This window comes from Labrys sedimenti, assembly GCF_034424805.1.
Taxonomy (GTDB): domain Bacteria; phylum Pseudomonadota; class Alphaproteobacteria; order Rhizobiales; family Labraceae; genus Labrys; species Labrys sedimenti.
In genome coordinates this window covers 39,551-63,009 of the sequence record NZ_JAXOUF010000015.1, presented here as the reverse complement: position 1 = coordinate 63,009, position 23,459 = coordinate 39,551, and the positions used below count along the sequence as shown (strand labels likewise).

Here is a 23,459-nt window from a genome sequence, read left to right as displayed (position 1 = left end):
TGTCGAGCACATAGTAAAACACTCTATCTATTTGAAATATATAGACATTTTGTCCATTTAGAACGAACAAAATGTCCAAGAAATCAGGGATCTTCGGCGCCAAGTCATTGATGTGTCGTCCGGCCGGGAAGTGGCATAAATGATGCCTTCAGAACAACCGCCCAGGATCGGGGAGCCGCAGGCTTCGTTCGCTGCAATGGCCATTTCGACCGAGGCCATTTTCTCGAAAGCGTCGCGCTGCCCGAGATCGACGGCATCTAGGCCTGCAGGTCGGCGCCTGCGCAAAGAGGGGATAGCGATGACAGGGACGGCTGCATGATCTTGCGCTCAAAGCCCGGCTTCCGGGACATTCTATTTGCCGTCAACGGCTCCATCTCGCCACGCATAGCGCCCCGTCTCCTCGCAATCGCACTCATCAGCGTGCTGGCGATTTATGCGGCACAGGAGCATCCGGGCATCTTTACGCGGATCAGTGCCATTCCCTTCACCCTGATCGGCATCGCCCTGTCTGTGTTCATGAGCTTTCGAAACAATGCCTGCTACGCCCGCTGGTGGGAGGGACGCAGGCTCTGGGGTGAACTGATCATCGCCTGTCGATCGCTCGCGCGCCAGACATCCACACTGGAGGCGGATGACCGGCGCTTCCTGCTCCGGGGACTACGCGCTTTCTCCGCGGGGCTTGCCGCCCATCTGCGGGGTCAAGATGAGTTGAGGGCCATCACGCGCTGGTTCGATCTTCGCACCGCCTCGAACAATCCCAATCTGACGAATGCCGTCCTTGACCAGATTGGCAAATATTGTCTGACGCTCATGCATAGGGGGCGGATAGATCCAATTCACTACTTGGTCATCGAACAGCAGATCAGCGCCCTGACCGAGGTGCAGGGCGAGTGCGAGCGCATCGCCTACACACCAGTTCCTTTTGCGTATTCCTTGCTGCTGCACCGAACGGCTCTCGTCTTTTGTGTGACACTGCCATTCGCCCTCGCCGGTACGCTGGATTGGTGGACATTGCTTCCGGTTCTGCTCGTCGCCTACACCTTCTTCGGCCTTGACGCTCTCGGCCACCAACTCGAGGAACCGTTCGGCCTGGAGCCGAACGCGTTGCCGCTGGATGCCTTGAAGCGGACGATCGAACGGGAAATGCTCGCACTCGTCGGAAATGATGACCTCCCCGCCGCGATCAAACCGCACCGAAACATACTCATGTAATAATATCCCCCGAGTCATACCCCTTCAAGACGTCGCCACGTTACCGTCGATGTGCACCGAGAACGAATTGTGCACCTCCTCGTATCTTCAAGCGGCGGTGACGGCTTTACGCTACGCCATGGCAAGCGCGGCCTCCTGCGTGCTTGTACCTCCTGGCGGTTGTGCAGGTGCTCTAATGGTTAAAGTGTCGACGAACAGATAAAGCAGCTCACCTTCGATTGACGATAGCGCTGTTTTGATCGCTGCGACCGGTCAATCGCGTTCCAGAAAGACATTCGCCAGACGAGCCGTGATCTCTTCCAGAGCATCGGCAAGTGCGCCGCCGTCACGAGCCGCCACACGAACCAGGAGCCCGCACCCACGCCGCAGCGCACTGGCCGAGGCATAGATCGAGGACGAACCGGCGAAATGAGCCATGAGCGCGCCCTTGACCTGCAGGATGTCGGCCTCGTCCAAGGATCGGATGAGGTATATCGATCCGAAGGCACGAAAAGCTCCACCTATGCCTGGAATGCCGGCGATAATTTGGGCTCCTTCAACCACGGTCCGGTCGAGCGCCAGCAAGGCGCCATTCTCATCCAGCACCTGTGTAGAGCTTTGGAACTGGCGGAATGCCCGGTCACCCCCGCGGGCATCATGCAGGTAAAAACCCTCGCGATAGAGGATCGTCGCATCGGCTGCCGCGCGCAACACAACCCGTTGTTCCAGCGCGGCATCGGGAAAAAAGATCAGTGGGCGAGACAAATAGCGCAGTTGGCCACCACGGCTAACGGCAATGCCTAGAATCTGCCGGGCCTGCAGCGTCGGTTTCATCCCATGTACGACGGTCGCGGCCGGGCATTCGATGGCGACGCGGGACTGTGGCCCGGCTGTTATCGCCTGGGCCAGGCCTTCCCCGGCATAGAGACCACCGGAGGACGACTGCAGGATGAGGCGCGCCGCCGTCTTCGTCGCTGCAGTGCGCAGCGGGGCTGTAACGCAATATGGATAGGACACCGCCCGGGATGCGAGGACCGTGCGTCCATCGATCGCCCGGACGAAGGCAAGATCGAGCTGAGCCGGTCGGCGTTCGGGGGTGTTCAAGGCTCGCGGCTCAGCACGGCATTGCCGATCGCATCGGCAACGGCATCTATGCCTTCCCCGGTGCGGCAGTTGGTGCACAGGACCATGCGATCGCCACGCACAGTGCGCGCTTCTGCGATCATGCACGGCAGATCGACCCCGACATGGGGATGGAGATCGACCTTGTTGACGATCAGAAGATCGGACTGCACCACACCGGGACCGCGTTTGCGCGGGATGTCATCGCCCCCGGCGACGTCGATGACAAACAGCCAATAATCGACGAGATCGAGCGAGAATGTTGAGGCAAGGTTGTCGCCACCACTCTCGATCAGAATGAGATCGAGACCCGGGAAGGCGCGATCCAGGCTATCGGCGGCTTCCATGTTGAGCGTCGGATCCTCGCGGATCACGGTGTGCGGGCAGGCCCCGGCCTCCACGGCCAGGATCCGTTCCCGTGCCAGAATGCCCGTGCGACGCAAGCGCTCGGCATCCTCCTGGGTGACGAGATCGTTCGTGATCACGGCCACTTCGAGCCCACGGCGGAGCAGTGTCGGAACCAGGCACTCCAACAGCGCCGTCTTGCCCGAGCCGACCGGCCCGCCGATGCCGACTCTCGCGGCGCCCCTTGTACTCATCGCAGCATATATCTCCGGTTGAGCGGCACGATCGGGGTCGGCTCGCAGGTCAGGCGTTTCCCGTCCGCCCGGACCTCGAATGTATTTGGATCGACTTCGATGCGAGGCAACGCATCGTTGCGCACGAGGTCGCGCTTTGTGAGGGCCCGCACCGAGCGGATCGGCACGAATGCCTTGGCGACCTCCAGCTTGCGATGGACATCGGCCTCCAAAGCGAGGCGGGATACGAAGGTCACCCCGAGATGTCGAGGCGACGCGCCGGTGTTCCCCCACATGGGGCGCTGTATGATCGGCTCGCTGTCGATCTGGCTCGCATTGCCGTCCCCCATCGCGGCCCAGGCCACGAAGCCGCTCTTCATCACCAAGCGTGGCTTGATGCCGAAGGAAGCGCGAGACCAGAAGACGAGATCAGCCATCTTGCCCGGTTCGATCGAACCCACATGGGTGTCTATGCCTGCGGCGATCGCCGGATTGATGGTCAACTTGGCGATGTAGCGCTTGATCCGCTCATTGTCGGCACGCGCCGTGGTCTCCTCCGGCAAGCGCCCGGCCCGCCGCTTCATCACGCAGGCGAGCTGCCAGCATTTTGCGACGTTCTCGGCAAGCCTTCCCATTCCTTGGCTGTCGGTCGCGAAGATCGAGATCGCACCCATGTCGTGCAGGAAATCTTCAGCCGCCATGCTTTGCGGCCGGATACGGGATTCGGCGAAAGCAAGATCTTCGGCCAGCCGCCAGTTCATGGCGTGGGCCAGCATGGTCATGGGAACGCCTTCGTTGAGGGCATAGGCGGTGAAAGGATTGGTGGGATTGGTGGAGGACGGCAACACGTTGGGCTGGCCGTTGACCACGAGCAGATCGGGCGCATGGCCACCACCCGCGCCCTCGGTATGGAACATGTGCACCGTGCGGCCGGCGATTGCGCGCAGGGTGTCCTCGCAAAAGCCGAATTCGTTGATTGTGTCGGTATGGACGTTGACCGAGAAATCATGTCGATCGGCCGCGACCAGCGATCCGTCGATCACGGCGGCCGAGGCGCCCAGATCTTCATGGATCTTCACGCCCAGAGCGCCGCCCGCCACCGATTCCTCCACTGCGCCAGGGTCAGAAGCCCCCCGTCCCAGGAAACCGAAATTCAAGCAGGAATGATCGACCGCCTGGATAAGCTGCCCTAGGACATTGGGACCCGCGCAACTGGTGTCGAAATGCGGCCCCGGCGACATGCCGATCATGGTCGTCGTCCCGCCGGCCAGCGCATGCTCGCATTGCTGCGGCGACAGGAAATGCGCATGGGCCTCGATGGCGCCGGCGGTCACGATCACGTGCTCGCCATGGTACATCGTTGTGTTGGGGCCAGTGCGCAAGGCAGGATCGACGCCCGCCATGATGTCCGGATTGCCCGCCTTGCCGACACCGGCGATACGACCGTCGCGAATACCGATATCCGCCTTCACGATACCGAGGACGGCATCGATGATGGTTGCATTGTGAATGACGGAATCGAGTGCACCGGAGGCAGCGGTGCCGGTGGTCTGCAGGCCCTCGCCGTCGCGCATGACCTTGCCAGCGCCGGTGGTGAGTTCCTCGCCATAGACGGTGTAGTCATGCTCGATCTCGGCCAGCAAGGAGGTATCGCCGAGACGAACCATATCGCCTGTGGTGGGGCCGTAGGCATCTGCATAGTCACGCCGTGAAATTCTTGCCATGATGGTCCGCCTGGTGGGTTGAAGCCTGAAGCACCTTGCGCCTTGCCGGATTCGCGAAAGTCGCAAAGACGATAGGAACGATGAGCAAAACGGCTTGTCCGTTTGAACGCGTTTTGCTCTAGATGCCGCGATAGCCGAGACTGCTTGCCGCTGCGAAAGCCCGCTGCCGAACGTCCGGATCGTCCAGCGGGCCATTGGTCAAGCCGGCTTCGCCCCTGACAATGCGGGCACCCGCCATGGGGACGAGCGTGACGGTCTTGCGCAGGCCGGGCTCGAACCGCTCCCCGCCTCCCGATCGCACGTCGAGCCGGTAACCGAAGGCCGCCGCTCGGTCGAAGTCCAAGGCCCTGTTGGTTTCGAAAAAATGGCTGTGGCTGCGGACCTGGATATCGCGGTCGCCCGTGTTGAGAACCTCGATTGTGATGGCGGCCCGGCCTTCATTGAGTTCGATATCGCCGTCCGGCACGATGAGTTCGCCGGGCTCGAGCGGATCGGCCACCGGCTTGTGTCCCGGCTGGATCGGCCGAAAAACGATCACCATCTTGGTACCTTCGGAGAAGCTCGCTTCGACCGCTACGAATTCCACCATGGAGGCGACACCGGGTTCGACGTCGTCGGTGGTGAGGAGCCGGGACGCCATGTCGACGATGACTTCGTAAGTCAGGCCTCGTCGTGCTGAAAACAGCATCTCGTCCGCGATCAGGGCCACGGCCTCCGGATGCGATAAAGCTATCCCCGCGGTGCGCAGCCTACGGGCATATTCGGCCGCCGTGAAAATGGTCAGGCGCTCGATCTCGGTCGGGGACAGATTCATGGCGCTGCCTTGTCAGTTGGAAAAAAGCCGCTGGGTCTGGAGGGCATGCCTCATCATGGCGATGTCGGCGGTTGGTACGAAGCTCGAGGCGCGGTCGAGATCCGCGTCTTCCCGGTTAATGGCGTCCGATAGATATGGGCGGGCCGCGAGCAGGGCTCGCTGAGCATCTAGATGGCCGATCAATCCGAGCCGGATGGCCGCGGTGGAAAGGGCCGACGCGGTCGAGTAGGCGCTGACCGTCAATGCCGTCATGCAGTCCAATCCGAGGCCAGCCAGCACGCAACCTTGAACCACCGCCAGATGACCCGCAGCGCGGCCTGTCGTGACCGCCTGTCTGAAGGCAGCTGCACTGGGGATGCCCAACCGGTGGTGGGTACTCAGAAGGGCGCTGCCTGCGCGCTTCGAACCGAGGCGGGCGGCGTCCACCGTGGTCGCCGCGTCGACGAAGTCATCGAGCTCGCACAATCGGTCGATGTCCCAGGCGGCCTCATGGGCATGGATGACAACGATACGATCGAACGAGGCCCATCGGTACGTCAGCTGAGCCAGCAGAAAGGCAGGAAAATCGGCACGGGCGACCGCTCCGTCGGCGATCAGGGACTCGAGACCCCAGGAAAAGGCAAAGGCGCCCGCGGGAAATTGCCCGTCCCCGAACTGGAGAGCCGTCAGAAGTCTTTCGATTTCACTCAAGGATCGCCACCTTGCCTCGATCCAAAAAGTCCCGCAGCCGCGCCTGGTAGGACTCGATCGGGCCATCGAGAGCCACCAAAAGGGTCCCGCCTTCGAACCGGACGCGCCAATGCAGATTGCCGGCGAGATAGCCAAGTTCCAGATCGGCACCTGCGGCAGGGCGCAGTCTCAGCCATCGCTGCTCGCCGACATGCACGACGATTGCGCGCCTGTTCTCCAGGTAGATCACCGCGCCATCGAACAGCGTGCTGTCCCGCGGAAGTTGAATGAAGCACTGCGTCCCGGACTGCGTCGCCGCATGGAAGCGGCGGCGCGGCAGGTCGACAGGGGCGAGCACCAAGGTTTCCAGACCTCCGTTATGACTGATGTCATGAAGCTGCGCTGCCATGGCGGCTTCGGCGCGATCGCCCAAGATGGCGCTAATGACGACGCGACCGATCCTGTCCTGGCTCAATGCCGATCTCCTCTGCCGGGAATGGGCGTCCTTGAAGTCGGGGACCTGCCTTAGAGCAAGCCCCGACCACCATTGACGCTGCTCGCATCACCGTCGGCCTTCGCCGAGATTTCGTCTGCGGTGACGAGCACGACCTTTCCCTCCAGGAGGGGATTGGCAATGGCGAAGAAGCGGGCAACGGCCGAGGAGCCATTGTGGGTGTCCATCGCGGCCCGATCGACGAAACGTTCATAGGTCGTGAACAGGGTGGAATCGCCGCTATCTTGCGAGACGAAAAAGCCGACGGTTCGCGGCTCGTGCGCCTCCACATGCGCAGCAACCTCCAGAAGCGCCTGCCGCATCGCCGCCTCCGAGCCCTTGCGGACCCGAATGATCGCCGTGATCGTTACCATGGCAGCACCTCACATCGTCTTCCAGTCGCCAAGCGATTCGAAGGCACTCGCCGCCTGATAGATGGTGCTCTCGCCATAGTCCCTGGCAACCAGCATCAGGCCGACCGGCAGCCCTTCGCTCAAGCCGCACGGAATCGACATTGCCGGGTGGCCGGTCACGTCAAACTGGGAGGTCGTCCCGATCATTTCGAAAGCACGCGCGACGATCTCGGCCAGCGGAGCATCGGATCCAGGAAGAGGGGTAGCCTTCATCGGCAGCGTGGGCATCAGCAGCAAGTCGTAGGAGGCAAAGGCGGCGTCATAGGCCGCTTTCATGCGGCGGGCGATATTCTGGGCCTTGCCATAGTAGCGGCCGCGATAATGCGTAAGGAAATACTGGCCGACGATCATCGACAGTTTGAGGGTCGGGGACAAATCGTCTGCGCGTTCGCGCCAGGCTGAATGGGCGTCGATCAGGCCGACATCGTACAGGCCCTTCCAGTTGAAGCCCATGCCATTGCCCAACATCATCTGCGCTGTCAGGCCCTCCAAGCCGATCGGTTGCCACACCGCCGCCGTGAGAGGATGCTCGGGAATGGAGATTTCTTCCACCGTTGCGCCGAGGCCGCGGAACCGCTCCGCCCCCGACTTGACCTTGTCAACGACATCGGCCTGCATGCCGGCGGTGGAGAAGCCCTCCTTCAGGACTGCGATCTTCAGGCCCTTTACGCCCCTGTCGAGAGCCCGGGTATAGGGCGCCTTTTTGGGTGCGTATTGGCGCGGATCGAGCCCGTCCGCCCCGGCCAGAACTTCAAGCAGCAAGGCGTTGTCCTTGACGTTCGCCGTCATTGGCCCGGTGTGATCGATTGTGGTCTCGATCGGCATGACACCGGTGTAGGGCACCAGCCCGTGTGTCGGCTTCATGCCATAGATGCCGCAATAGGATGCGGGGATACGGATCGATCCACCCTGATCCCCACCGATCGCCATGTCGACTTCGCCGGCGGCAACCAGCGCGGCACTGCCCGACGATGAGCCGCCGGCCGAATAGCCGGGCTTGTGGGGGTTGTGGACGGGGGCGGGATCCGAGGTGTGGCTGCCGCCGGACAGGCAGAAATGTTCGCAGGTGGCCTTGCCGAGAATGGTGGCGCCGGCATCGAGCATGCGGGTCACGATGGTCGCATCGACACTCGGCACGAAGCCTTCGAGCGTGGACGCGCCGTTCATCATCGGCACGCCGGCCAGGCTGACATTGTCCTTCAGCACGACGGTCTTGCCGGCAAGCTTGCCGCGCGCGGCCCCCTTGACCACGCTCTTGTAGTACCAGGCGCCATAGGTGTTTTCGTCCGGGCCGGGGCGATAACCGGGCGTACGCGGATATTTCACAGCGGGTACGTTGTCGGGCATGGCGTCGACGATATCGTACGCGTCGAAATTGGGCTGCATCAGCGCCAGATAGCCAGCCGCCTGCTCCGCCGACAGGGTCATGCCGAGCTCGGCAGCAACCTCGACAATCTGCAGGGCGGTCGGTCGGGTAATAGCCATCGTCTTTCCTTTCTCGCAAGCAAGGGAAATCAAGAAGTTTGGAGCGTATTGGGGAGAGGCCGCAGACGATGGCCTCGCAAGACCGCGGTCGCTAGCTCATGGTCATACCGACGTAAGTGGCGACGGCCTCGCTGTCCTTGAGATCATCGGGATTGATCTCTCCAGTGATCCGCCCTTTCTGGATGGTGAGGACGCGCTGCGAAAGCGACGTGATGAAGTCGAGATTCTGCTCGACCAGGATCATGGCGATGCTGTGCTTGTGCTTGAGACGGAGCAGCGTCTCGATGATCTCCTCGATGATCGAGGGCTGAATGCCTTCGGTCGGTTCATCGAGCAGAACAAGGCGCGGGCGCGTGCACAGGCAGCGGGCAAGGGCGAGCAATTGCTGCTCGCCCCCGGACAGCGCACCACCGCGCCGGTCGAGCAGACGTACCAGCCTTGGAAATTCACTCAGGACGTCGTCGATGATCGCAGGATCTTCCCGCTTGGCGCTGGCCAGGCCCATTCGCAGGTTTTCCATGACCGTGAGGCTGGGGAAGATCTCGCGCCCCTGCGGTACCAGGCCGATGCCGAGCCGCGAGCGGGCATGGGCCGCCAGTCGCGTTACATCGCGGTTGTCGAAGGCGACGGAGCCGGCGGTGGTCGGCAGAGAGCCCATGAGAGCGCGCATCAAGGTCGTCTTGCCCATGCCGTTGTGACCGAGAATGCCGAGATATTCACCGGGCTGGAGCGCGAAGCTGACGCCTGTCAGGATGGGAATGCGGCCATAAGCAGCGTGCAGGTTCTTGACGACGAGCATCAGGCGGCCACCTTCTTGCCGAGATAGACGTCGCGTACACGCGGGTCGCGCATGACGACATCGATCGTGTCCTCCATCAGGATCTGGCCTTGGTGAAAGACCGTGACGGTCTTGGCGATCATCTTGATGAACTGCATGTCGTGCTCCACCACGATGAGCGCGCGCGTGAGGTTGATTTCGCGTATGATCTCGGCGGTACGGACCGTTTCCTCGTCCGTCATGCCGGCTGCCGGCTCGTCGAGCAGGATCAGCTCGGGTTCACCCGCCAGCACCGTGCCGATCTCAACCCATTGCCGCTGGCCATGCGAGAGCTGGCCCACAAGGTCATCGGCGCGCCTGGCAAGATTTATCTTGTCCAATACTTCTTCCACCAGCGCCTTGGTGCGCATTGGCGGGTTGCGCCGGCGTGCCGCCAGCCAGATGTTCTCGCGCACGGACAGTCCGTTGAACACGTTCGGGACCTGTGTCTTGATACCGACGCCGAGGCGCGCGATTTCATGCGAGGGCGCGCCGGCAATCGGACTGCCGCGGAACGCTATGCTGCCGGACGTGGGCGTCAGCTGGCCGGTCAGCATCTTGAAGAATGTGCTCTTGCCGGCGCCGTTGGGCCCGATCAGGCAGCGCAACTCCACCTCCCCGAGGGTGAAGTCGACCGCATTGACGGCCACCACGCCGCCGAAGCGCATGGTCAGGCCTTGCGTGCGCAGTAGCGGAACGAGATCTGCCATCACTCGGCCTCCACGGGTTGATCGGCGTCGCTGATAGACGCCGTACGGCGCGGCAAGGCGCGCAGCGCCTGGAGGAGGAGATCGCGCACCGCCGGGATCAGCCCCTTGGGCAGCAGCAGCACGAAGACGATCAGGATCACGCCGAGAATGAGGTTGGCGTTGAAGGTCTGCTGCGATCCGATCTGCGCCACGAGATACTGAATCAGGAAGCAGCCGACCACCGGCCCGATCAGCGTGCCAAGGCCACCGACCGTAACCCAGATGATGATCTCGGCCGAAAGGGACAGGGCGAAGATCGTCGGGCTGACGAACGCGCCCCAATTGACGTAAAGAGCGCCGGCAAGGCCGGCAATGGCGCTGCCGACGACAAAGACGGCGAGCTTGATCAGGCGCGGATCGTAGCCCAGCAGCGAGGCGCGAACCTCGTTTTCCCGGACAGCGACGGCGACACGCCCGAAGGGGCTCCACAGCAGCAGACGCAGGAACATATAGACCAGGATGAGCGCCCCGCCCGTGGCATACCAGCCTTGGACCGGATCGAGCACCGTCTGCGGATCGAAGGGCATGTTGAAGGTCGGTACCGACGGCATGCCGTTGAAGCCGCCGAGTGGAGCCGTGCCGATGCGGTATTCGTCACCGGCCGTCGAATTGACGACGTTGAACAGTATCAGCGTGACGGTCAGCGTAATCACGCCCAGATAGACGTCGCTGATGCGTCCATAGAAAACGAAATAGCCCAGGACCGTGGCAAAGATCGCCGGCACGATCATGGCCAGCAGGATGGCACCGGTGGAATCGCCATAGTTGATCGCGGCGACCGCATAGGCATAACCACCGAGGCCGAAGAATGCGGTCTGCCCGAAGGACAGGATACCGCCGAAGCCCCAGATGAAGCCGAGGCTGAGTGCCAGGACACCCATCGCCGCGAACAGCGTCAGCTGCATGAGATCGAAGACTTCGAAGACTTGCGGCGCCATTGCCGTTGCTGCAATCGCGGCGGCCAGGGCGATGAATTGGAGGAATAGCTTGGCTTTTGCCGACATCACAGCCTTCCCTTGAAGAAGCGGCCGGAGATGCCCTGGGGCAGCAGGCGGATAAGGATGATGGCCGATACGAACAGGATGACTTCACCGAAGACCGGCGTGGTCAGGTAGGAACCCATCTGGTTGATCAGCCCGAAGAGCCCCGAGGCTGAGGCAGTTCCCGCCAGAATGGCACTCCCCCCGCCGACCACCGTGATGAAGGCCTTGGCGACATAGGCCGCGCCCATGGTCGGTACCACGCCGGAGACCGGAGCCAAGACGCCGCCTGCCAGGCCCGTGATGGCCGCGCCGATGCCGAAGGTCGTCATGTAGATCCGGCTCGGATTGACACCAAGCGCCGCGGCCATGCCGGGATTCTGCATCGTGGCGCGGGAAACCAGGCCAAAACGCGTGTAGCGCAGCATGCCGAAGATCAGCGCCAGCATGATCAGCGCCGCGGCGACCAGGAACAGCGTGTAGTAGCTCGACTTGTATTCCCCGATCGAAAAACCGCCGAGGGGGGTTGGAACACCCTTGATGGTATTGCCGTAGATTGTGGTGACCAGACCGACGATGAACAGGCTCAATCCCCAGGTCGCCAGCATGGTGTCGACCAGGCGACCGTAGAGGAAGCGGATCAGACAACGTTCGACGACGATACCGACCAGGCCGACGAAGACCGGCGCGACGACCAGCATGGCAATCCAGATGTTCACACCGGCATTGGCGGAGATGACGGTGGCATAGGCACCGAGCATCACGAACTCGCCATGAGCGAGGTTGATGATCTTCATCATCCCGAAGATGATCGCCAGCCCGAGGCAGAGCAGGACGAGGGATGCCGCGCCGTTCAGCACGTCAAGCGCGAGAATGATTGCAAGTTCCATGAATGGGGCAGGCTCCGCCAAGTTCGCCAAACGAAAGGCGGTGCCGCATCGGGTCGCGGCACCGAAGCGATGGTGCCGTCTTCAGATCTTGATAATGTATTGCTGGTTGTCGGTCGGGGTTTTGATCAGATCGCAGACGCCGGCCGTATCCAGCGGCTTTTGCTGCTCATAGGTTTCGAGTACCGACCATTTCTTGGCCTTCACGTCGGCCAGATAGGCGTTGCGCACCGCATGATGGGTGGCGTGGTCGAGAACGACCTTGCCGCTCGGGCCGTCGAAGGACACGCCGCTTTCGAGCGCAGCGATCACCTTCATGCGATCGATCGAACCGGCGGCCTTGACCCCCGCAACCCACAAATAGAAGCCTTCATAGGTCGCCGCAGCGAGCTCGCTGATATAGGGAATATCAGCATATTTATCCTTGAGTTTCTTGACGTAGCTTGTGCTGGCGGATGTCGTGAGCTCCTCGAAATAGCCATATGCTCCCAGCACGCCCTCGCTTTCGGTCGCATCAAGCGTGGTTGGTTCGTTGACCAGCCCGAAAGTGGTGGAGGCGATCGGGATCTGCCCCTTCATGCCGGACGACGTCCATTGCCGGTAGAAGGAGGTGTGGTTGCCGCCGACGAGCGCCGACAGCACGATGTCCGGCTTGGCGGCCTGGATCTTGCTGATGGTCGGACCGAAATTGGTGACGTCGAGCGGGAAGAAGTCGATCGACAATACTTCTCCGCCATTGTCCTTGACATATTTCGTCATCCACTTGGCGGTGATCTGGCCGTAATTATAGTCGGCGGCGATGATGTAGGCCTTCTTGCCCCATTTCTTCATCGCATAGGGGACGAGTTTCTCCACCGTTTGTGCCGGCGTCGTGCCAGTGCAGAAGGTGTTGCGATCGCAGACGCCACCCTCGTAAAGCGTGTTGTAGAAGTAGAGGATCTTGAAGCGATCGAAGGTCGGCCGGACCGCCTCGCGCGAGGCGGAAGTAATCCCGCCATGGACGACCGCAACCTTGTCCTTGAGCGCCAGAGCCTGGGCATATTGTGAATACATCTGGATATTCGACTGGGTGTCGTAATGCACCAGCTTCAGCGGCCGGCCGAGCAGTCCACCGGAGGCGTTCACCTCGTCGATGGCAACGTTGAGGCTGTCGACCATCGGAACGCCCGAAGCGGCGATGGGTCCCGACTGGTCGTGCAGGCTGCCGACCAGGATCGGCGCCTCCGCGCCGAAAGCACTTCTGGAGATCAGGGCCGGTGCCGCGATGGCGGCAACGGATGCGGAAAGGGTCGTCTTGAGAAAGCTGCGGCGCGACGTCGGCATAGATTGGTCCCCTCAAGGGCGTGTTCGGCCGCCCATGAAGGTTATATGAAATTACAATATATGAAATTGCAATAACTTTTTGCACCGCAATATGGAGGGTTTCACCACGGGTCCCTGACACGAAACTCCTGGCCGTCGACCTCGGCGAAATGGACGGGCTGGCTGCCTCCAGCAACGATCCGCGCCTCGAAGCCGCGTGCTGTCCGCACCTGCACAGCGTGGCCCACCCCGCGGCGCAGATCTCCCGGACGCAGCCCCCCCGCCGACGCGACTAGGCAGGCGAGACAGTGAATCCCTTCGTAGCAGGACTGCCCGAACCCGTTCATCGGCGGCGGCGTCTCACCGAAACAGCTGTGATAGCGTTCGAGGAATGCATCGTTGTTGCGGGAGCGCAGAGCGGAGAAATAGGCCGAGGTCACGAAAAGGTTCTCGGTGCAGTCGACACCCAGGCCATAAAGGATGGTCTCGTCGATCGCCGAGGAGAAGCGTAGGATCTTCCTCGCCAGGCCGGCCTCCGCAAAGGCGCGATTGAAGCCGATCGCCTCATAGCCCAGCAGATAGGGCATGACCACGTCCGGCTGCGCGCGACGTATCTTGTCGAGCAGCGGTTCATAGTCGTCGAAGCCGAAAGGCAAGATCGTTTCACCCACGATGATGCCGCCTGTCGACTGGATGATGTGCCGTGCCTCGTCGAAGGTGGCACGCGGCCAGACATAGTCGTTGCCGACCAGATAATAGCGGCGCACGGCCTTATTGTTTGCCAGCCATGCAATGCCTGGATGCAGCAGTTCCTTCGAAGTTTCACCGACCGTGACCACGCCGCGGTCACTTTCATGGCCTTCGAATTGCGGCGTGTAGATATAGGGCACCCGGCCGGCGACGGCGTGGGAAATGGCCCTGCGCGCATAGCTGGGCACAAGGGCGACGACGGCATCGACCTCGTCGATATCGACGATGTCCGCCGCTGCCAGCGCGGCCGAGCGGCCGGTCGTGCCGGCATCGGCGAGAACCAGCTCGAGTTCCTGACCGATCAGGCCTCCCGCGACGTTGATTTCGGCAACCGCGAGAATTGCGCTCGCCTCGGCGGACGCAGACCAGATGCCGGCGGGACCCTGCCGCGGCGTGAGCAAGCCAATCTTGATCATCTCGGTCGACGTTCGGACATTATAGCCGTCTGAGGTCCATCCAAGTCACCGGATCCATATGCACAAACCATGCCACCGGTAGCGGGCCGTGTTTTCGCGCCCTATGCTGCCGAGAGCGGCGATGTATGAAAGCGGGATGCCATCGAACACGCTGGTCCAGCGCCGGATTCTTGGGCAATTGGCGGATTTCTCGGCGCAGGGACAACCCCGATGGCCACGCGCGGTATGACCAAACGGTCATGGCGACAATTTTGGTTTGGATGCTTGAAGGGTACAGGCCGAGTAGGGTAATTATCTGAAATTGCGAATATTGAAGATGAGAAATTCGGCTTGACACGCTCCGACAAGATGGAAGACCAACTGGCCTATCTCATTGCGAGCGTGAACCGCCAGCTTGAGGAGGATCTGGAGGACAGGCTGAAGCCCGAGGGCATTCCGATCGAGCAGTTCCGCATCCTCGCTGCGCTGGCGACGCAAAGCGGCCTGTCCATGGGCCATCTCGCCGAGCTGGTGCTGGTCGATGCGACCACGCTGACGAAGATCATCGATCGAATGGTGGTCGACGCGCTGGTATATCGGGGGCCAGATCCGAACGACCGCCGCAAGGTTCTCATTTATCTCGCAAGCAAAGGCACGGCTCTGCACGCCAAGCTCGACCAGATCGTCGGTGACCAACAGCGCCACATCATCGATCGCCTGCGGGGTGGCAAGGCGGAGACTCTCAAGGGATTGCTGCGCGATCTGATGGCGAACTAAAGCTTTTTCCAGAAAAGCTGGTAGACTTTTCGATTAAGAAAACGCGTCAAAACAAAGACATAGAGAGAAAGTCCGATTCAAAGAAATCGCACTTTCTCTAGGTTTCGTGGGCAACCCTTGACGACATGAATTGGCTTTGATCCGGGACGCGTTTTGAAGGCAGTTTCGGGAGCACGGATCGGCCTTTCGAGTGAAGAAGGGCAACTGATCGCACCGCTGCCCGGAGTGAGGGAGCGGCTGCCGGCGTAGAAAAGAGCCTCGGACGACGGAGACGCTTGGCCAGTCGCGCGACGGGGGCAAAACCCTGGTGTCTTGTCTCGGTTTCGTCAGCCTCGTCTCGGCATTGCACTGAGTGCTCTTCGTCCACCAGGCCCAGATAAGAATCCGCGCCTACATTTAACGACTTGACAAATACACAAATCTGAAGGAGCCTAAATTTAGAGCGCAGGGCAAAGATGCCCATTTATGCGCCAGACATGATTATATTTCCAACAGACGGATGCTGCTCGCAGTCGTGTGGTTGGTGGCGCAAACGCCCAACGGCATATCAGCCGGTGGGCGTTTTTTGTTTTGGAATGGGCTTATGGTGACGTCCAGGCATCGCATCGGCGTGATGTTCTCCACAACCGGCTCCTATAGCGTGGTTGCCCGTTCCATGCTGAACGGGGCCCTGTTGGCTTTTGAAGAAATATCCCGGTCCTTTCCCGATATTGGCCTCGAACCGATCGTGGTGAATCCAGGGGGCGATCTGGCGCGCTATGCCGAATACAGCCTGCAGATGACGAGTTCGGGTATCCGTCACGTCATCGGATGCTACACCTCCTCCAGCCGCAAAGAAGTGATCCCCTGCTTCGAAAAATACGACGCCCTGCTCTGGTACCCCTCCCATTATGAGGGCTTCGAGACCTCAAACAACGTCATCTATACCGGCGCCTCCCCCAACCAGCATGTATTGCCGCTCGTGCGATACATGCTGGCCGAGATCGGCTCGAGCGCGTTCTGCGTCGGCTCAAACTACATCTGGGCTTGGGAAAACAACCGAATATTTCGCGAGGCGATGATCGCCCAGGGTGGCAAGGTTCTCGGTGAACGCTATTTCGCCATAGGCGATACCGAGTTCGATCAGGTGATCGACACCATACTGTCTGAGCGCCCCGACTTCGTGTTCAACAACCTCATCGGCGAGAGCGCCTATGCGTTCTTCCGCTTGTTCCGATCGGCTTGCCGGGCTCGCGGTATCGACCAGGCCACGCAAATCCCCATTGCCAGCTGTACACTCTCCGAGCCGGAGCTGGAGGAGATCGGCCACGATATGGTCGATGGCCATCTAAGTTCCTCTGTCTATTTCTCCTCGCTACGGTCGCCGACGAACAAGGCATTTACCACGGCCTACGAACGGGCCTTCCCAAATGGGCCGGCCGTATCCGCCGATGCAGAGGCCTCCTATATCGCGGTACAGTTGCTGGCCCGATCGCTGTCTGCGGCAGGTACAGACGAGGTGTCAGCCGTCAAGAACGCCGTTGCCCGCCAGAGGCTTGCAGCACCGCAGGGCGAGGTGTGGATCGATCCGCAGACATTCCATGCCTGGCTCACACCGCGCATCGGCCGCTCGAACCGCGAGGCGCGCTTTGATGCAATCGTCGAGGAGGCCGGCCCCATTCAGCCCGACCCCTACCTCGTTCAATCCTCGCCGCGATATGCCGTCGTCTCCCATACGCCCAATTTGAGGATCGCAAAGTGATGGTTGCTCGCCTTCTTCAAAACTTCAACGGCAGCAGGGCCTTGATCGTTACCACCAATCGCACCGCCGTCGAGGCCCTCGAGACGACGCTCGTCAAATTGGGAGTGACCAGCGAGTTCCTCGCCGTCACCGATGGCCGCATCGACATCGACATGGCGAGCTTGAAGGCGGAACGGGATATCCTCTTCGTGGATGGAGACCTGGAAGGCGCCCTCCCCCTGGAAGCGGAGGGCGATCCGCGCCTACCGCCGGTGCCGGTGATAGGACTGGTAGGCGTGGAGGCACCGAGCCGGCTCAAGCGCCTCGTCAACCTTGGTGCGACCGCCTTCCTGCGCAAGCCGGTGCATAGCGCAGCCATCTACACGGCGCTGTTCCTGGGCGTGAACCAGTTCCTGTTGCGCAACGACATGCAAAATCGCCTCGACGACATGGAGCGGCGGCGGCGTGGCCGCCGGTCGGTGATCAAGGCCGTGCTGGCGTTGACGACACAGGTCGGCATCGATGACGACGAAGCCTACAACCGGTTGCGACGCGAAAGCATGCGTCTGCGCGTCAGCCTGGAAGAATACTGCGAGGAGTTCCTCGGCAGGTGGGCGGCAATGCCCAAAGTGACGGCACGTGAAGAGCCTCCCGGCTGGCGTGCCGAGAAAAAATAAGCGTCGACAGAGGAGAACTCACATGACTGGTAAGGCCAAAAGGGGGCTGCGAGCCGCAGCCCTCACGGGAACACTTTTGCTCAGCGTGTCCCAGGCGCTCGCCGCCGACCCGATAAAACTCGGTGTGCTGGAGGATCAATCAGGCGACTTTGCCGTCGCCACCATCGGCAAGGTCCATGCGATCCAACTGGCGGCCGACGAGATCAACGCCAAGGGCGGCATCGCCGGACGCCCGCTGGAACTGGTCGTCTACGATACGCAGTCGGACAACACCCGCTATCAGGAATTCATGCGCCGCGTGCTGCAGCGGGACAAGGTCGACGCTGTCTTCGCCGGCTTCTCGTCGGCCTCCCGCGAAGCCTATCGGCCGATCGTCGACCAGTTGGACGGGTTCGCCTTCTACAACAACCAGTATGAAGGCGGGGTCTGCGACTCCCATATGATCGTCACCGGGGCAGTCCCGGAACAGCAGTTCTCCACTCTCATTCCCTGGATGATGGAGAAATACGGCAAGAAGGTCTACACCCTCGCCGCCGACTACAACTTTGGCCAGATCTCCGCCGAATGGGTGCGCAACATCGTCAAGGAGAATGGCGGCGAGATGGTCGGCGAAGAGTTCATTCCGCTCGGCGTCTCGCAATTCTCCCAGTCGATCCAGAATATCCAGAAAGCCAAGCCTGATTTCGTGGTGACGCTTCTGGTCGGCACGGCCCAGGCCTCCTACTACGAGCAGGCCGCGGCGGCGAATGTCGGCCTGCCGATGGCTTCCTCGGTGAATGTGGGCCAGGGCTATGAACACAAGCGCTTCAAGCCGCCGAGCCTGAAGGACATGTATGTCACCACCAACTACATCGAGGAAATCGACTCGCCCTCGAGCAAGGACTTCATCGCCAAGTTCAAGGCGAAGTTCCCGAGCGAGCCTTATGTGAACCAAGAGGCGGAAAACTCCTACCTGGCCGTCTATCTCTATAAGCAGATGGTCGAGCGGGCCAACGGGTCGACCAAGCGCGAAGACTTGCGCAAGATCATCGCGCAGGGCGACGTGTGCATGGATGCGCCGGAAGGCAAGGTGTGCCTCGACCCCAAGAGCCAGCACATGTCCCACACGATCTATCTGGCAAAGGTCGGCGCCGACCATTCCATCACCTTCCCCAAGGTGTGGCAGGACATCAAGCCCTACTGGCTGGGCAGTGCCGGCTGCGATCTTACCAAGAACGATCCGCAGGCGCAGTACACCCCGTCCAATCCCCCGCCGAAATCCTGAAGCAAGGCACCAACAGCCTGGCCTGAAAGAGGCGCCGCCCCCGCGACGGCGCCCATTCCAGGTCCCTCGCCCGCCTTGCAGGCGGCCTCGATCTCAAAATCAGGATTGTTCCTCCCGATGGACGTCGGCACATTTGTCTTTTCCTCGCTCTACCAGTTCGGCGATGCATTCGCTTTCCTGGTTCTCTCCGCCTGCGGCCTTGCCGTCATCTTCGGCATGATGGGTGTGATCAATCTCGCGCATGGCGAATTCATCATGTGCGGCGCCTATGTCACCGTTTCCGCGGTTCATGCAGGCCTTCCCCTTGCCTTGGCCATCTGCGTCGGCGCCCTGGTATCGGCAGCCGTGGGAGCACTGGTGGAAGTCGTCATCATCCGCCATCTCTACCACCGGCCGCTCGACACCATCGTCGCGACATGGGGGCTGAGCCTGATCGCCACGCAAGGTACATTGATCGTACTCGGCTCGACGATGGCGGGGGTCGGGACGCCTTTCGGCAGCTTTCAGGTAGCCGACTATTCCTACTCGCTCTATCGCGTCGTGCTCTTCTGCATGGCGATCGCGGTGCTTGCCGGCCTCTATGCCCTGTTCAACTGGACACGTTTCGGGGTGATGGCCCGCGCCACGATCCAGGTCCCGCACATGGCGGCCGCGCTCGGTATCGATACGCGTCTCGTCTACAGCCTCACCTTCGCTTTAGGTGCAGGCCTGGCCGGACTGGCCGGCGGGCTCTATGCGCCGACGATGACGCTGGTGCCGACCATGGGCACGACCTTCATCATGGAAGCCTTCGTCACGGTGGTCGCCGGCGGCGCAGACGTCTTTCTCGGAACGGCTCCGGCTGCGGCCATTCTTGCTGTCGTCAAGTCGGGCATGACCTCCTGGCAGGGACAGCTCTTCGGGCAGATCGGGCTGCTGATCGCCGTCATCATCGTGATCCGGGTCCTGCCCAAGGGCATTTCCGGCTTCATCCTTCGCGAACGGGCCTGAGACGGGGAGACGAGCATTATGAGCAGTTTCCTGCGTTTCCTGGGCCGCCTCGAAGGTCCGCAGACGATGGGAAGGGGGCCGGCATTCTGGATCGGCTTCCTCGTGGTGCTGGGTGCGGCGTGCGCCTATCCTGCCTTCAGCGACGGCTACACGGTCGGCAACACGGTCTATTTCTTCACCTGGGTCTTCATGGCCCTCGGCCTCAGCCTCATCTGGGGCTATGGCGGAGCATTGAGCTTCGGGCAGACGGCCTTCTTCGGCATAGCCGGCTACAGCTACGGCATTCTCACCATCAATTTCGGGGCGAACTACGGTTTTACCCTGGCTGCCGTCGTCCTGGCGGTCGCATTCACGGCCTTCTTTGCCGCCTTGCTCGGCTATTTCCTCTATTTCGGCCGCATCACCGGGGTCTTCCTGGGCATTGTCACGCTTTCGGTAACGTTGGTGCTCGAACGCTTCATGGCCCAGACGGCCGGCCCGGAGTGGCACATCGGCAAGGCCCGCCTCAACGGCTTCAACGGCATGAGCAACATGCCTCCTCTGACCATTCCCTGGCCTGGCGGCAATATCGTGCTGTTTCCCGACATCGGGCTCTATTATGTCGTGCTTGGTCTGCTCGTCGTGACCTATCTGGGTCTGCGCATCCTGGTGAATTCGCGCTTCGGCAACGTGCTCGTCGCGATCCGCGAGAATCCCGAGCGGGCAGAAATGCTCGGCTACGACATCCGCAAATATCAACTCGGCGCCTTTGTGATCGGGGCCGGTCTCGCAGGGCTCTCCGGCGTCCTCTATACCACCTGGGGCCAGTACATCACGCCATCCAGCATGGGCATGACGGCGGCCGCCCTGCCCGTGATCTGGGTAGCCGTCGGCGGTCGCTCCGACCTGACCTCCACTCTCGTGGGGACCCTGGTCGTGCTGTCGGCATTCCAGACCCTCACGATCTACGGCAGCCAATATGCCCTGGTCGTCATGGGCTTGCTGCTCGTCCTCACCGTCCTGATCGCACCACGAGGTCTCGTCCTGTCCGGCGCCGATCTGGTGGGGCGGCTCCTGCGCGGACGCAAGGAAGGAGGGGCCTGATGCCGATGCTCGAAACGCGCGCTCTGAACAAGCATTTCGGTGGCCTGCACGTCACCAACAACGTCGACCTTCGCCTGGAAGCCGGGGAAGTGCATTGCCTGATCGGCCCGAACGGCGCCGGCAAGAGCACATTGTTCCGTTTGATCCTCGGCGAGCATATCCCCAGCGACGGGCACATCCTGCTGGCGGGAGAGGACATCACGATTCTCAAGCCGTTCCAGCGGATCCGCCGCGGCATGAGCGTGAAATTCCAGGTGCCCGGCATCTTCAAGGCGCTGAGCGTCCGCCAGAACCTCCAGATCGCCATGCAGCATCATTTCGATGCGTCCACCCTGGCCGGTGAGATCGACCGTCTCCTCGATTTCCTCAATCTAGGCTCTGAAGCGGCCCAGGCCGCCGGCAATCTCAGCCACGGCCAGAAGCAATGGCTCGAGATCGGCATGGCCATCAGCCTCAAGCCCCGGCTCCTGCTCCTCGACGAACCGACGGCAGGCATGTCGCCCGAGGAAACCCACGCCACCGGCGAGATGGTCAAGCGCCTGAATGCCGAAGGCATGACCGTTCTGGCGGTCGAACACGACATGGCTTTCGTCCGCCAGGTCGCCCACAAGGTCACCGTTCTGCATCTCGGGCAGGTCTTTGCCCAGGGTTCGATCGACGCGATCGTCGCGGACGAGCGGGTGGCGGCCATCTATCTGGGACAAGCTCATGCGTAAGGAAGTCCTGCTCTCCACTCTCGGACTTCGTGCTGGCTATGGCGGTAAGCCCGTCCTGCAAGGCCTCGACCTGGAAGTGCACGAGGGCGAGATCGTCGCCGTTATCGGCCGCAACGGCGTGGGCAAGTCCACGCTGATGAAGAGCCTGATCGGCCTGGTCCCCGTCATGGGCGGCTCGATCGTCTATCGCGGTGCGCCCATCAACGATTTGCCCGCCCATAGAAGAGCGCGGCTGGGCATTGGCTATGTTCCCCAAGGGCGTGATGTCTTTCCCCGCCTGACTGTCGCCGAAAATATGGCTGTGGGTGCCATGCGCAATCCCGCCAATGCCGGTAGCGAGCGCGTGCTCAGCTATTTCCCGATCCTGCGCGAGCGCTGGAGCCAGCGCGCAGGTACCATGTCGGGAGGCCAGCAACAGCAACTGGCCATCGGCCGCGTGCTGATAGCGGAACCTTCCCTGATCCTCCTGGACGAACCCTCCGAGGGCATCCAGCCCAACATCGTCCAGGACATCGCCAGGATCATGGTCGAACTCAACCGGGCGACCGGCGTCACCATCGTCCTGGTCGAACAGAACATCGACATGATCCGGGCCATGGCACAGCGCTGCTACGTCATGGACAAGGGCCGCATCGTCGCGGCGCTCGATCGGGAAGCCCTCGCGGACGGCGAGACCATGCGCCGCCATCTCGCCGTGTGATCCACACCTCGAAAAGGAGAAGACTATGTCATCGACCCAGACGCCGTGGCTCGACCAATCCATCATGGCGCGCAAGGGCGTCGCCGGAGGCAAGACCGGAACTTCCCACACCATCACCGAAGCCGACCAGGGCAAGTACCACTATGTCTACGGTCCCTATGTCGATCCCGTTCTCTCGGTTGATCCCGGCGCCGTCATTTCCGCCGAGACACATGACGCCTTCGAGGGACGCATCCGGCATGAGACCGACAAGCCGACGCAGATCCTCAATTTCCCCTATCTCAATCCGCAGAATGGGCCGATCTTCGTGAATGGCGCGGAAAAGGGCGATACGCTCGCAGTCTACATCAAGAGCATCGTCCCCCGAGGCCCCCAGCCGCGCGGCACGACGCTGATCATGCCCGAATTCGGCGGTCTGGTGGGTACGGGCGACACCGCGCTGCTCAACCCGCCTCTGCCCGAGCGCGTCAAGAAGCTCCATATCGATGCCGAGACGGGCACGAAATGGAACGACAAGATCACCCTGCCCTACGAGCCCTTCATCGGCACGATCGGTACATCGCCGGAGATCGAAGCGATCTCGGCCCTGCAGCCCGACTATTACGGCGGCAACATGGACCTGCCCGATGTCGGCGTGGATGCGGTGGTCTACCTGCCGGTCAACACAAAGGGCGCCCTTCTTTATCTCGGCGACTGCCATGCGGCGCAGGGCGACGGCGAGCTCTGCGGCGTCGCGATCGAGCATCCGACCGTCACCACCGTGCAGGTCGACCTGATCAAGAACTGGACGATCAGGTGGCCGCGCCTCGAAACCCGGGACTTCATCATGACCATCGGCTCTTCCCGGCCCATGGAAGATGCCGCGCGCATCGCCTACCGCGAACTGGTTCGCTGGATGGCGACCGACTACGGCTTCGAAGATATCGATGCCTATATGCTGCTCACCCAGGCTGGACGCGTCCGTCTCGGCAACATGGTCGATCCCAAATATACGCTGGGTGCTTCCATCAAGAAGTCCTTCCTTGGCTGACGACCTCCTCATCCTGCCCAGGTCCCAACCGGTTGCCCGGCGCGCTTCCGCGCGCCGGGCGCCCTAGAGTCAAGCGCGTTCCAGGGTGAACACCCTTTTGCTCTAACTCCCTGTTCCAGCGTGTCTTTGCGAT

At 61.5% G+C, this 23,459-nt stretch carries 24 protein-coding genes; 10 read left to right on the top strand and 14 right to left on the bottom strand.

Annotated features, from left to right (window positions below):
- Positions 1-315: 315 nt before the first annotated feature.
- Positions 316-1,212: a bestrophin family protein gene (locus tag U1R88_RS27590; RefSeq protein ID WP_322434149.1), complete on the top strand. Its 897-nt coding sequence runs from the start codon at positions 316-318 to the stop codon at positions 1,210-1,212.
- 252 nt (positions 1,213-1,464) lie between these two features.
- Here the strand turns inward: U1R88_RS27590 and U1R88_RS27585 are convergent, their stop codons facing one another.
- The 14 genes from U1R88_RS27585 to U1R88_RS27520 all read right to left on the bottom strand — a co-directional run bounded on the left by U1R88_RS27585 (position 1,465) and on the right by U1R88_RS27520 (position 14,390).
- Positions 1,465-2,373, bottom strand: coding sequence for an urease accessory protein UreD (locus U1R88_RS27585; RefSeq protein ID WP_489671957.1), 909 nt, complete (start codon positions 2,371-2,373; stop codon positions 1,465-1,467).
- Positions 2,292-2,912, bottom strand: coding sequence for an urease accessory protein UreG (ureG, locus tag U1R88_RS27580; protein ID WP_322434148.1), 621 nt, complete (start codon positions 2,910-2,912; stop codon positions 2,292-2,294). The genes U1R88_RS27585 and ureG overlap by 82 nt, the downstream gene beginning before the upstream one ends.
- Entirely contained in the window at positions 2,909-4,615 is a 1,707-nt protein-coding gene (gene ureC / locus U1R88_RS27575) for an urease subunit alpha (protein WP_322434147.1), read from the bottom strand. The genes ureG and ureC overlap by 4 nt, the downstream gene beginning before the upstream one ends.
- A gap of 118 nt (positions 4,616-4,733) precedes the next feature.
- Entirely contained in the window at positions 4,734-5,429 is a 696-nt protein-coding gene (ureB, locus tag U1R88_RS27570; protein WP_322434146.1) for an urease subunit beta, read from the bottom strand.
- Positions 5,430-5,441: 12 nt separating this feature from the next.
- On the bottom strand, positions 5,442-6,119 hold the full coding sequence (locus tag U1R88_RS27565; RefSeq protein WP_322434145.1) for an urease accessory protein UreF: 678 nt from the start codon (positions 6,117-6,119) through the stop codon (positions 5,442-5,444).
- Positions 6,112-6,573: an urease accessory protein UreE gene (locus tag U1R88_RS27560; RefSeq protein ID WP_322434144.1), complete on the bottom strand. Its 462-nt coding sequence runs from the start codon at positions 6,571-6,573 to the stop codon at positions 6,112-6,114. The genes U1R88_RS27565 and U1R88_RS27560 overlap by 8 nt, the downstream gene beginning before the upstream one ends.
- A 50-nt stretch (positions 6,574-6,623) precedes the next feature.
- Positions 6,624-6,965, bottom strand: a complete 342-nt coding sequence (locus tag U1R88_RS27555; RefSeq protein ID WP_322434143.1) for a putative quinol monooxygenase — start codon at positions 6,963-6,965, stop codon at positions 6,624-6,626.
- Positions 6,966-6,974: 9 nt separating this feature from the next.
- Positions 6,975-8,489 (bottom strand): amidase, encoded by a 1,515-nt coding sequence (locus U1R88_RS27550; RefSeq protein WP_322434142.1) that lies wholly within the window; start codon positions 8,487-8,489, stop codon positions 6,975-6,977.
- 91 nt (positions 8,490-8,580) lie between these two features.
- Positions 8,581-9,288 (bottom strand): ABC transporter ATP-binding protein, encoded by a 708-nt coding sequence (locus U1R88_RS27545; protein ID WP_322434141.1) that lies wholly within the window; start codon positions 9,286-9,288, stop codon positions 8,581-8,583.
- The gene (locus tag U1R88_RS27540) at positions 9,288-10,016 is read right to left on the bottom strand and encodes an ATP-binding cassette domain-containing protein (protein WP_322434140.1); all 729 of its coding nucleotides are present in this window, start codon (positions 10,014-10,016) and stop codon (positions 9,288-9,290) included. The genes U1R88_RS27545 and U1R88_RS27540 overlap by 1 nt, the downstream gene beginning before the upstream one ends.
- Positions 10,016-11,059 carry an ABC transporter permease subunit gene (locus U1R88_RS27535; protein WP_322434139.1) on the bottom strand — a complete coding sequence of 348 codons (1,044 nt, stop codon included), beginning with the start codon at positions 11,057-11,059 and terminating at the stop codon, positions 10,016-10,018. The genes U1R88_RS27540 and U1R88_RS27535 overlap by 1 nt, the downstream gene beginning before the upstream one ends.
- Positions 11,059-11,925 (bottom strand): branched-chain amino acid ABC transporter permease, encoded by an 867-nt coding sequence (locus U1R88_RS27530; protein ID WP_322434138.1) that lies wholly within the window; start codon positions 11,923-11,925, stop codon positions 11,059-11,061. The genes U1R88_RS27535 and U1R88_RS27530 overlap by 1 nt, the downstream gene beginning before the upstream one ends.
- Before the next feature lie 81 nt (positions 11,926-12,006).
- Positions 12,007-13,245, bottom strand: a complete 1,239-nt coding sequence (locus U1R88_RS27525) for an urea ABC transporter substrate-binding protein (RefSeq protein WP_322434137.1) — start codon at positions 13,243-13,245, stop codon at positions 12,007-12,009.
- A 101-nt stretch (positions 13,246-13,346) separates the two neighbouring features.
- Positions 13,347-14,390 carry a substrate-binding domain-containing protein gene (locus U1R88_RS27520; RefSeq protein ID WP_322434136.1) on the bottom strand — a complete coding sequence of 348 codons (1,044 nt, stop codon included), beginning with the start codon at positions 14,388-14,390 and terminating at the stop codon, positions 13,347-13,349.
- A 330-nt stretch (positions 14,391-14,720) separates the two neighbouring features.
- On the opposite strand from U1R88_RS27520, the gene U1R88_RS27515 reads away from it, so the two are divergent.
- The 9 genes from U1R88_RS27515 to U1R88_RS27475 all read left to right on the top strand — a co-directional run bounded on the left by U1R88_RS27515 (position 14,721) and on the right by U1R88_RS27475 (position 23,326).
- Positions 14,721-15,146, top strand: a complete 426-nt coding sequence (locus U1R88_RS27515) for a MarR family winged helix-turn-helix transcriptional regulator (protein ID WP_322434135.1) — start codon at positions 14,721-14,723, stop codon at positions 15,144-15,146.
- Between the two features lie 583 nt (positions 15,147-15,729).
- Entirely contained in the window at positions 15,730-16,887 is a 1,158-nt protein-coding gene (locus U1R88_RS27510; protein ID WP_322434189.1) for a transporter substrate-binding domain-containing protein, read from the top strand.
- Positions 16,887-17,543 carry an ANTAR domain-containing response regulator gene (locus U1R88_RS27505; RefSeq protein ID WP_322434134.1) on the top strand — a complete coding sequence of 219 codons (657 nt, stop codon included), beginning with the start codon at positions 16,887-16,889 and terminating at the stop codon, positions 17,541-17,543. Before U1R88_RS27510 ends, U1R88_RS27505 begins: the two co-directional genes overlap by 1 nt.
- A 22-nt stretch (positions 17,544-17,565) precedes the next feature.
- The gene (locus U1R88_RS27500; RefSeq protein ID WP_322434133.1) at positions 17,566-18,807 is read left to right on the top strand and encodes an urea ABC transporter substrate-binding protein; all 1,242 of its coding nucleotides are present in this window, start codon (positions 17,566-17,568) and stop codon (positions 18,805-18,807) included.
- A gap of 117 nt (positions 18,808-18,924) precedes the next feature.
- Positions 18,925-19,797, top strand: coding sequence for an ABC transporter permease subunit (locus U1R88_RS27495; protein ID WP_322434132.1), 873 nt, complete (start codon positions 18,925-18,927; stop codon positions 19,795-19,797).
- 18 nt (positions 19,798-19,815) lie between these two features.
- Positions 19,816-20,880, top strand: a complete 1,065-nt coding sequence (locus tag U1R88_RS27490) for a branched-chain amino acid ABC transporter permease (RefSeq protein WP_322434131.1) — start codon at positions 19,816-19,818, stop codon at positions 20,878-20,880.
- Positions 20,880-21,596, top strand: coding sequence for an ABC transporter ATP-binding protein (locus U1R88_RS27485; RefSeq protein WP_322434130.1), 717 nt, complete (start codon positions 20,880-20,882; stop codon positions 21,594-21,596). Before U1R88_RS27490 ends, U1R88_RS27485 begins: the two co-directional genes overlap by 1 nt.
- The gene (locus U1R88_RS27480; RefSeq protein WP_322434129.1) at positions 21,589-22,296 is read left to right on the top strand and encodes an ABC transporter ATP-binding protein; all 708 of its coding nucleotides are present in this window, start codon (positions 21,589-21,591) and stop codon (positions 22,294-22,296) included. Before U1R88_RS27485 ends, U1R88_RS27480 begins: the two co-directional genes overlap by 8 nt.
- A 25-nt stretch (positions 22,297-22,321) precedes the next feature.
- Complete coding sequence (locus U1R88_RS27475; RefSeq protein WP_322434128.1) at positions 22,322-23,326, top strand: acetamidase/formamidase family protein; 1,005 nt, start codon at positions 22,322-22,324, stop codon at positions 23,324-23,326.
- The last annotated feature ends 133 nt before the right edge of the window (positions 23,327-23,459 follow it).

What these genes read in the sequence shown, in the direction of transcription:
- U1R88_RS27590 (WP_322434149.1), top strand. Translation starts at nt 316, where the DNA reads ATGATCTTGCGCTCAAAGCCCGGCTTCCGGGACATTCTATTTGCCGTC.
- ureG (WP_322434148.1), bottom strand. Translation starts at nt 2,912, where the DNA reads ATGAGTACAAGGGGCGCCGCGAGAGTCGGCATCGGCGGGCCGGTCGGC.
- ureC (WP_322434147.1), bottom strand. Translation starts at nt 4,615, where the DNA reads ATGGCAAGAATTTCACGGCGTGACTATGCAGATGCCTACGGCCCCACC.
- ureB (WP_322434146.1), bottom strand. Translation starts at nt 5,429, where the DNA reads ATGAATCTGTCCCCGACCGAGATCGAGCGCCTGACCATTTTCACGGCG.
- U1R88_RS27555 (WP_322434143.1), bottom strand. Translation starts at nt 6,965, where the DNA reads ATGGTAACGATCACGGCGATCATTCGGGTCCGCAAGGGCTCGGAGGCG.
- U1R88_RS27550 (WP_322434142.1), bottom strand. Translation starts at nt 8,489, where the DNA reads ATGGCTATTACCCGACCGACCGCCCTGCAGATTGTCGAGGTTGCTGCC.
- U1R88_RS27545 (WP_322434141.1), bottom strand. Translation starts at nt 9,288, where the DNA reads ATGCTCGTCGTCAAGAACCTGCACGCTGCTTATGGCCGCATTCCCATC.
- U1R88_RS27540 (WP_322434140.1), bottom strand. Translation starts at nt 10,016, where the DNA reads ATGGCAGATCTCGTTCCGCTACTGCGCACGCAAGGCCTGACCATGCGC.
- U1R88_RS27535 (WP_322434139.1), bottom strand. Translation starts at nt 11,059, where the DNA reads ATGTCGGCAAAAGCCAAGCTATTCCTCCAATTCATCGCCCTGGCCGCC.
- U1R88_RS27530 (WP_322434138.1), bottom strand. Translation starts at nt 11,925, where the DNA reads ATGGAACTTGCAATCATTCTCGCGCTTGACGTGCTGAACGGCGCGGCA.
- U1R88_RS27525 (WP_322434137.1), bottom strand. Translation starts at nt 13,245, where the DNA reads ATGCCGACGTCGCGCCGCAGCTTTCTCAAGACGACCCTTTCCGCATCC.
- U1R88_RS27520 (WP_322434136.1), bottom strand. Translation starts at nt 14,390, where the DNA reads ATGATCAAGATTGGCTTGCTCACGCCGCGGCAGGGTCCCGCCGGCATC.
- U1R88_RS27510 (WP_322434189.1), top strand. Translation starts at nt 15,730, where the DNA reads ATGGTGACGTCCAGGCATCGCATCGGCGTGATGTTCTCCACAACCGGC.
- U1R88_RS27505 (WP_322434134.1), top strand. Translation starts at nt 16,887, where the DNA reads ATGGTTGCTCGCCTTCTTCAAAACTTCAACGGCAGCAGGGCCTTGATC.
- U1R88_RS27500 (WP_322434133.1), top strand. Translation starts at nt 17,566, where the DNA reads ATGACTGGTAAGGCCAAAAGGGGGCTGCGAGCCGCAGCCCTCACGGGA.
- U1R88_RS27495 (WP_322434132.1), top strand. Translation starts at nt 18,925, where the DNA reads ATGGACGTCGGCACATTTGTCTTTTCCTCGCTCTACCAGTTCGGCGAT.
- U1R88_RS27490 (WP_322434131.1), top strand. Translation starts at nt 19,816, where the DNA reads ATGAGCAGTTTCCTGCGTTTCCTGGGCCGCCTCGAAGGTCCGCAGACG.
- U1R88_RS27485 (WP_322434130.1), top strand. Translation starts at nt 20,880, where the DNA reads ATGCCGATGCTCGAAACGCGCGCTCTGAACAAGCATTTCGGTGGCCTG.
- U1R88_RS27480 (WP_322434129.1), top strand. Translation starts at nt 21,589, where the DNA reads ATGCGTAAGGAAGTCCTGCTCTCCACTCTCGGACTTCGTGCTGGCTAT.
- U1R88_RS27475 (WP_322434128.1), top strand. Translation starts at nt 22,322, where the DNA reads ATGTCATCGACCCAGACGCCGTGGCTCGACCAATCCATCATGGCGCGC.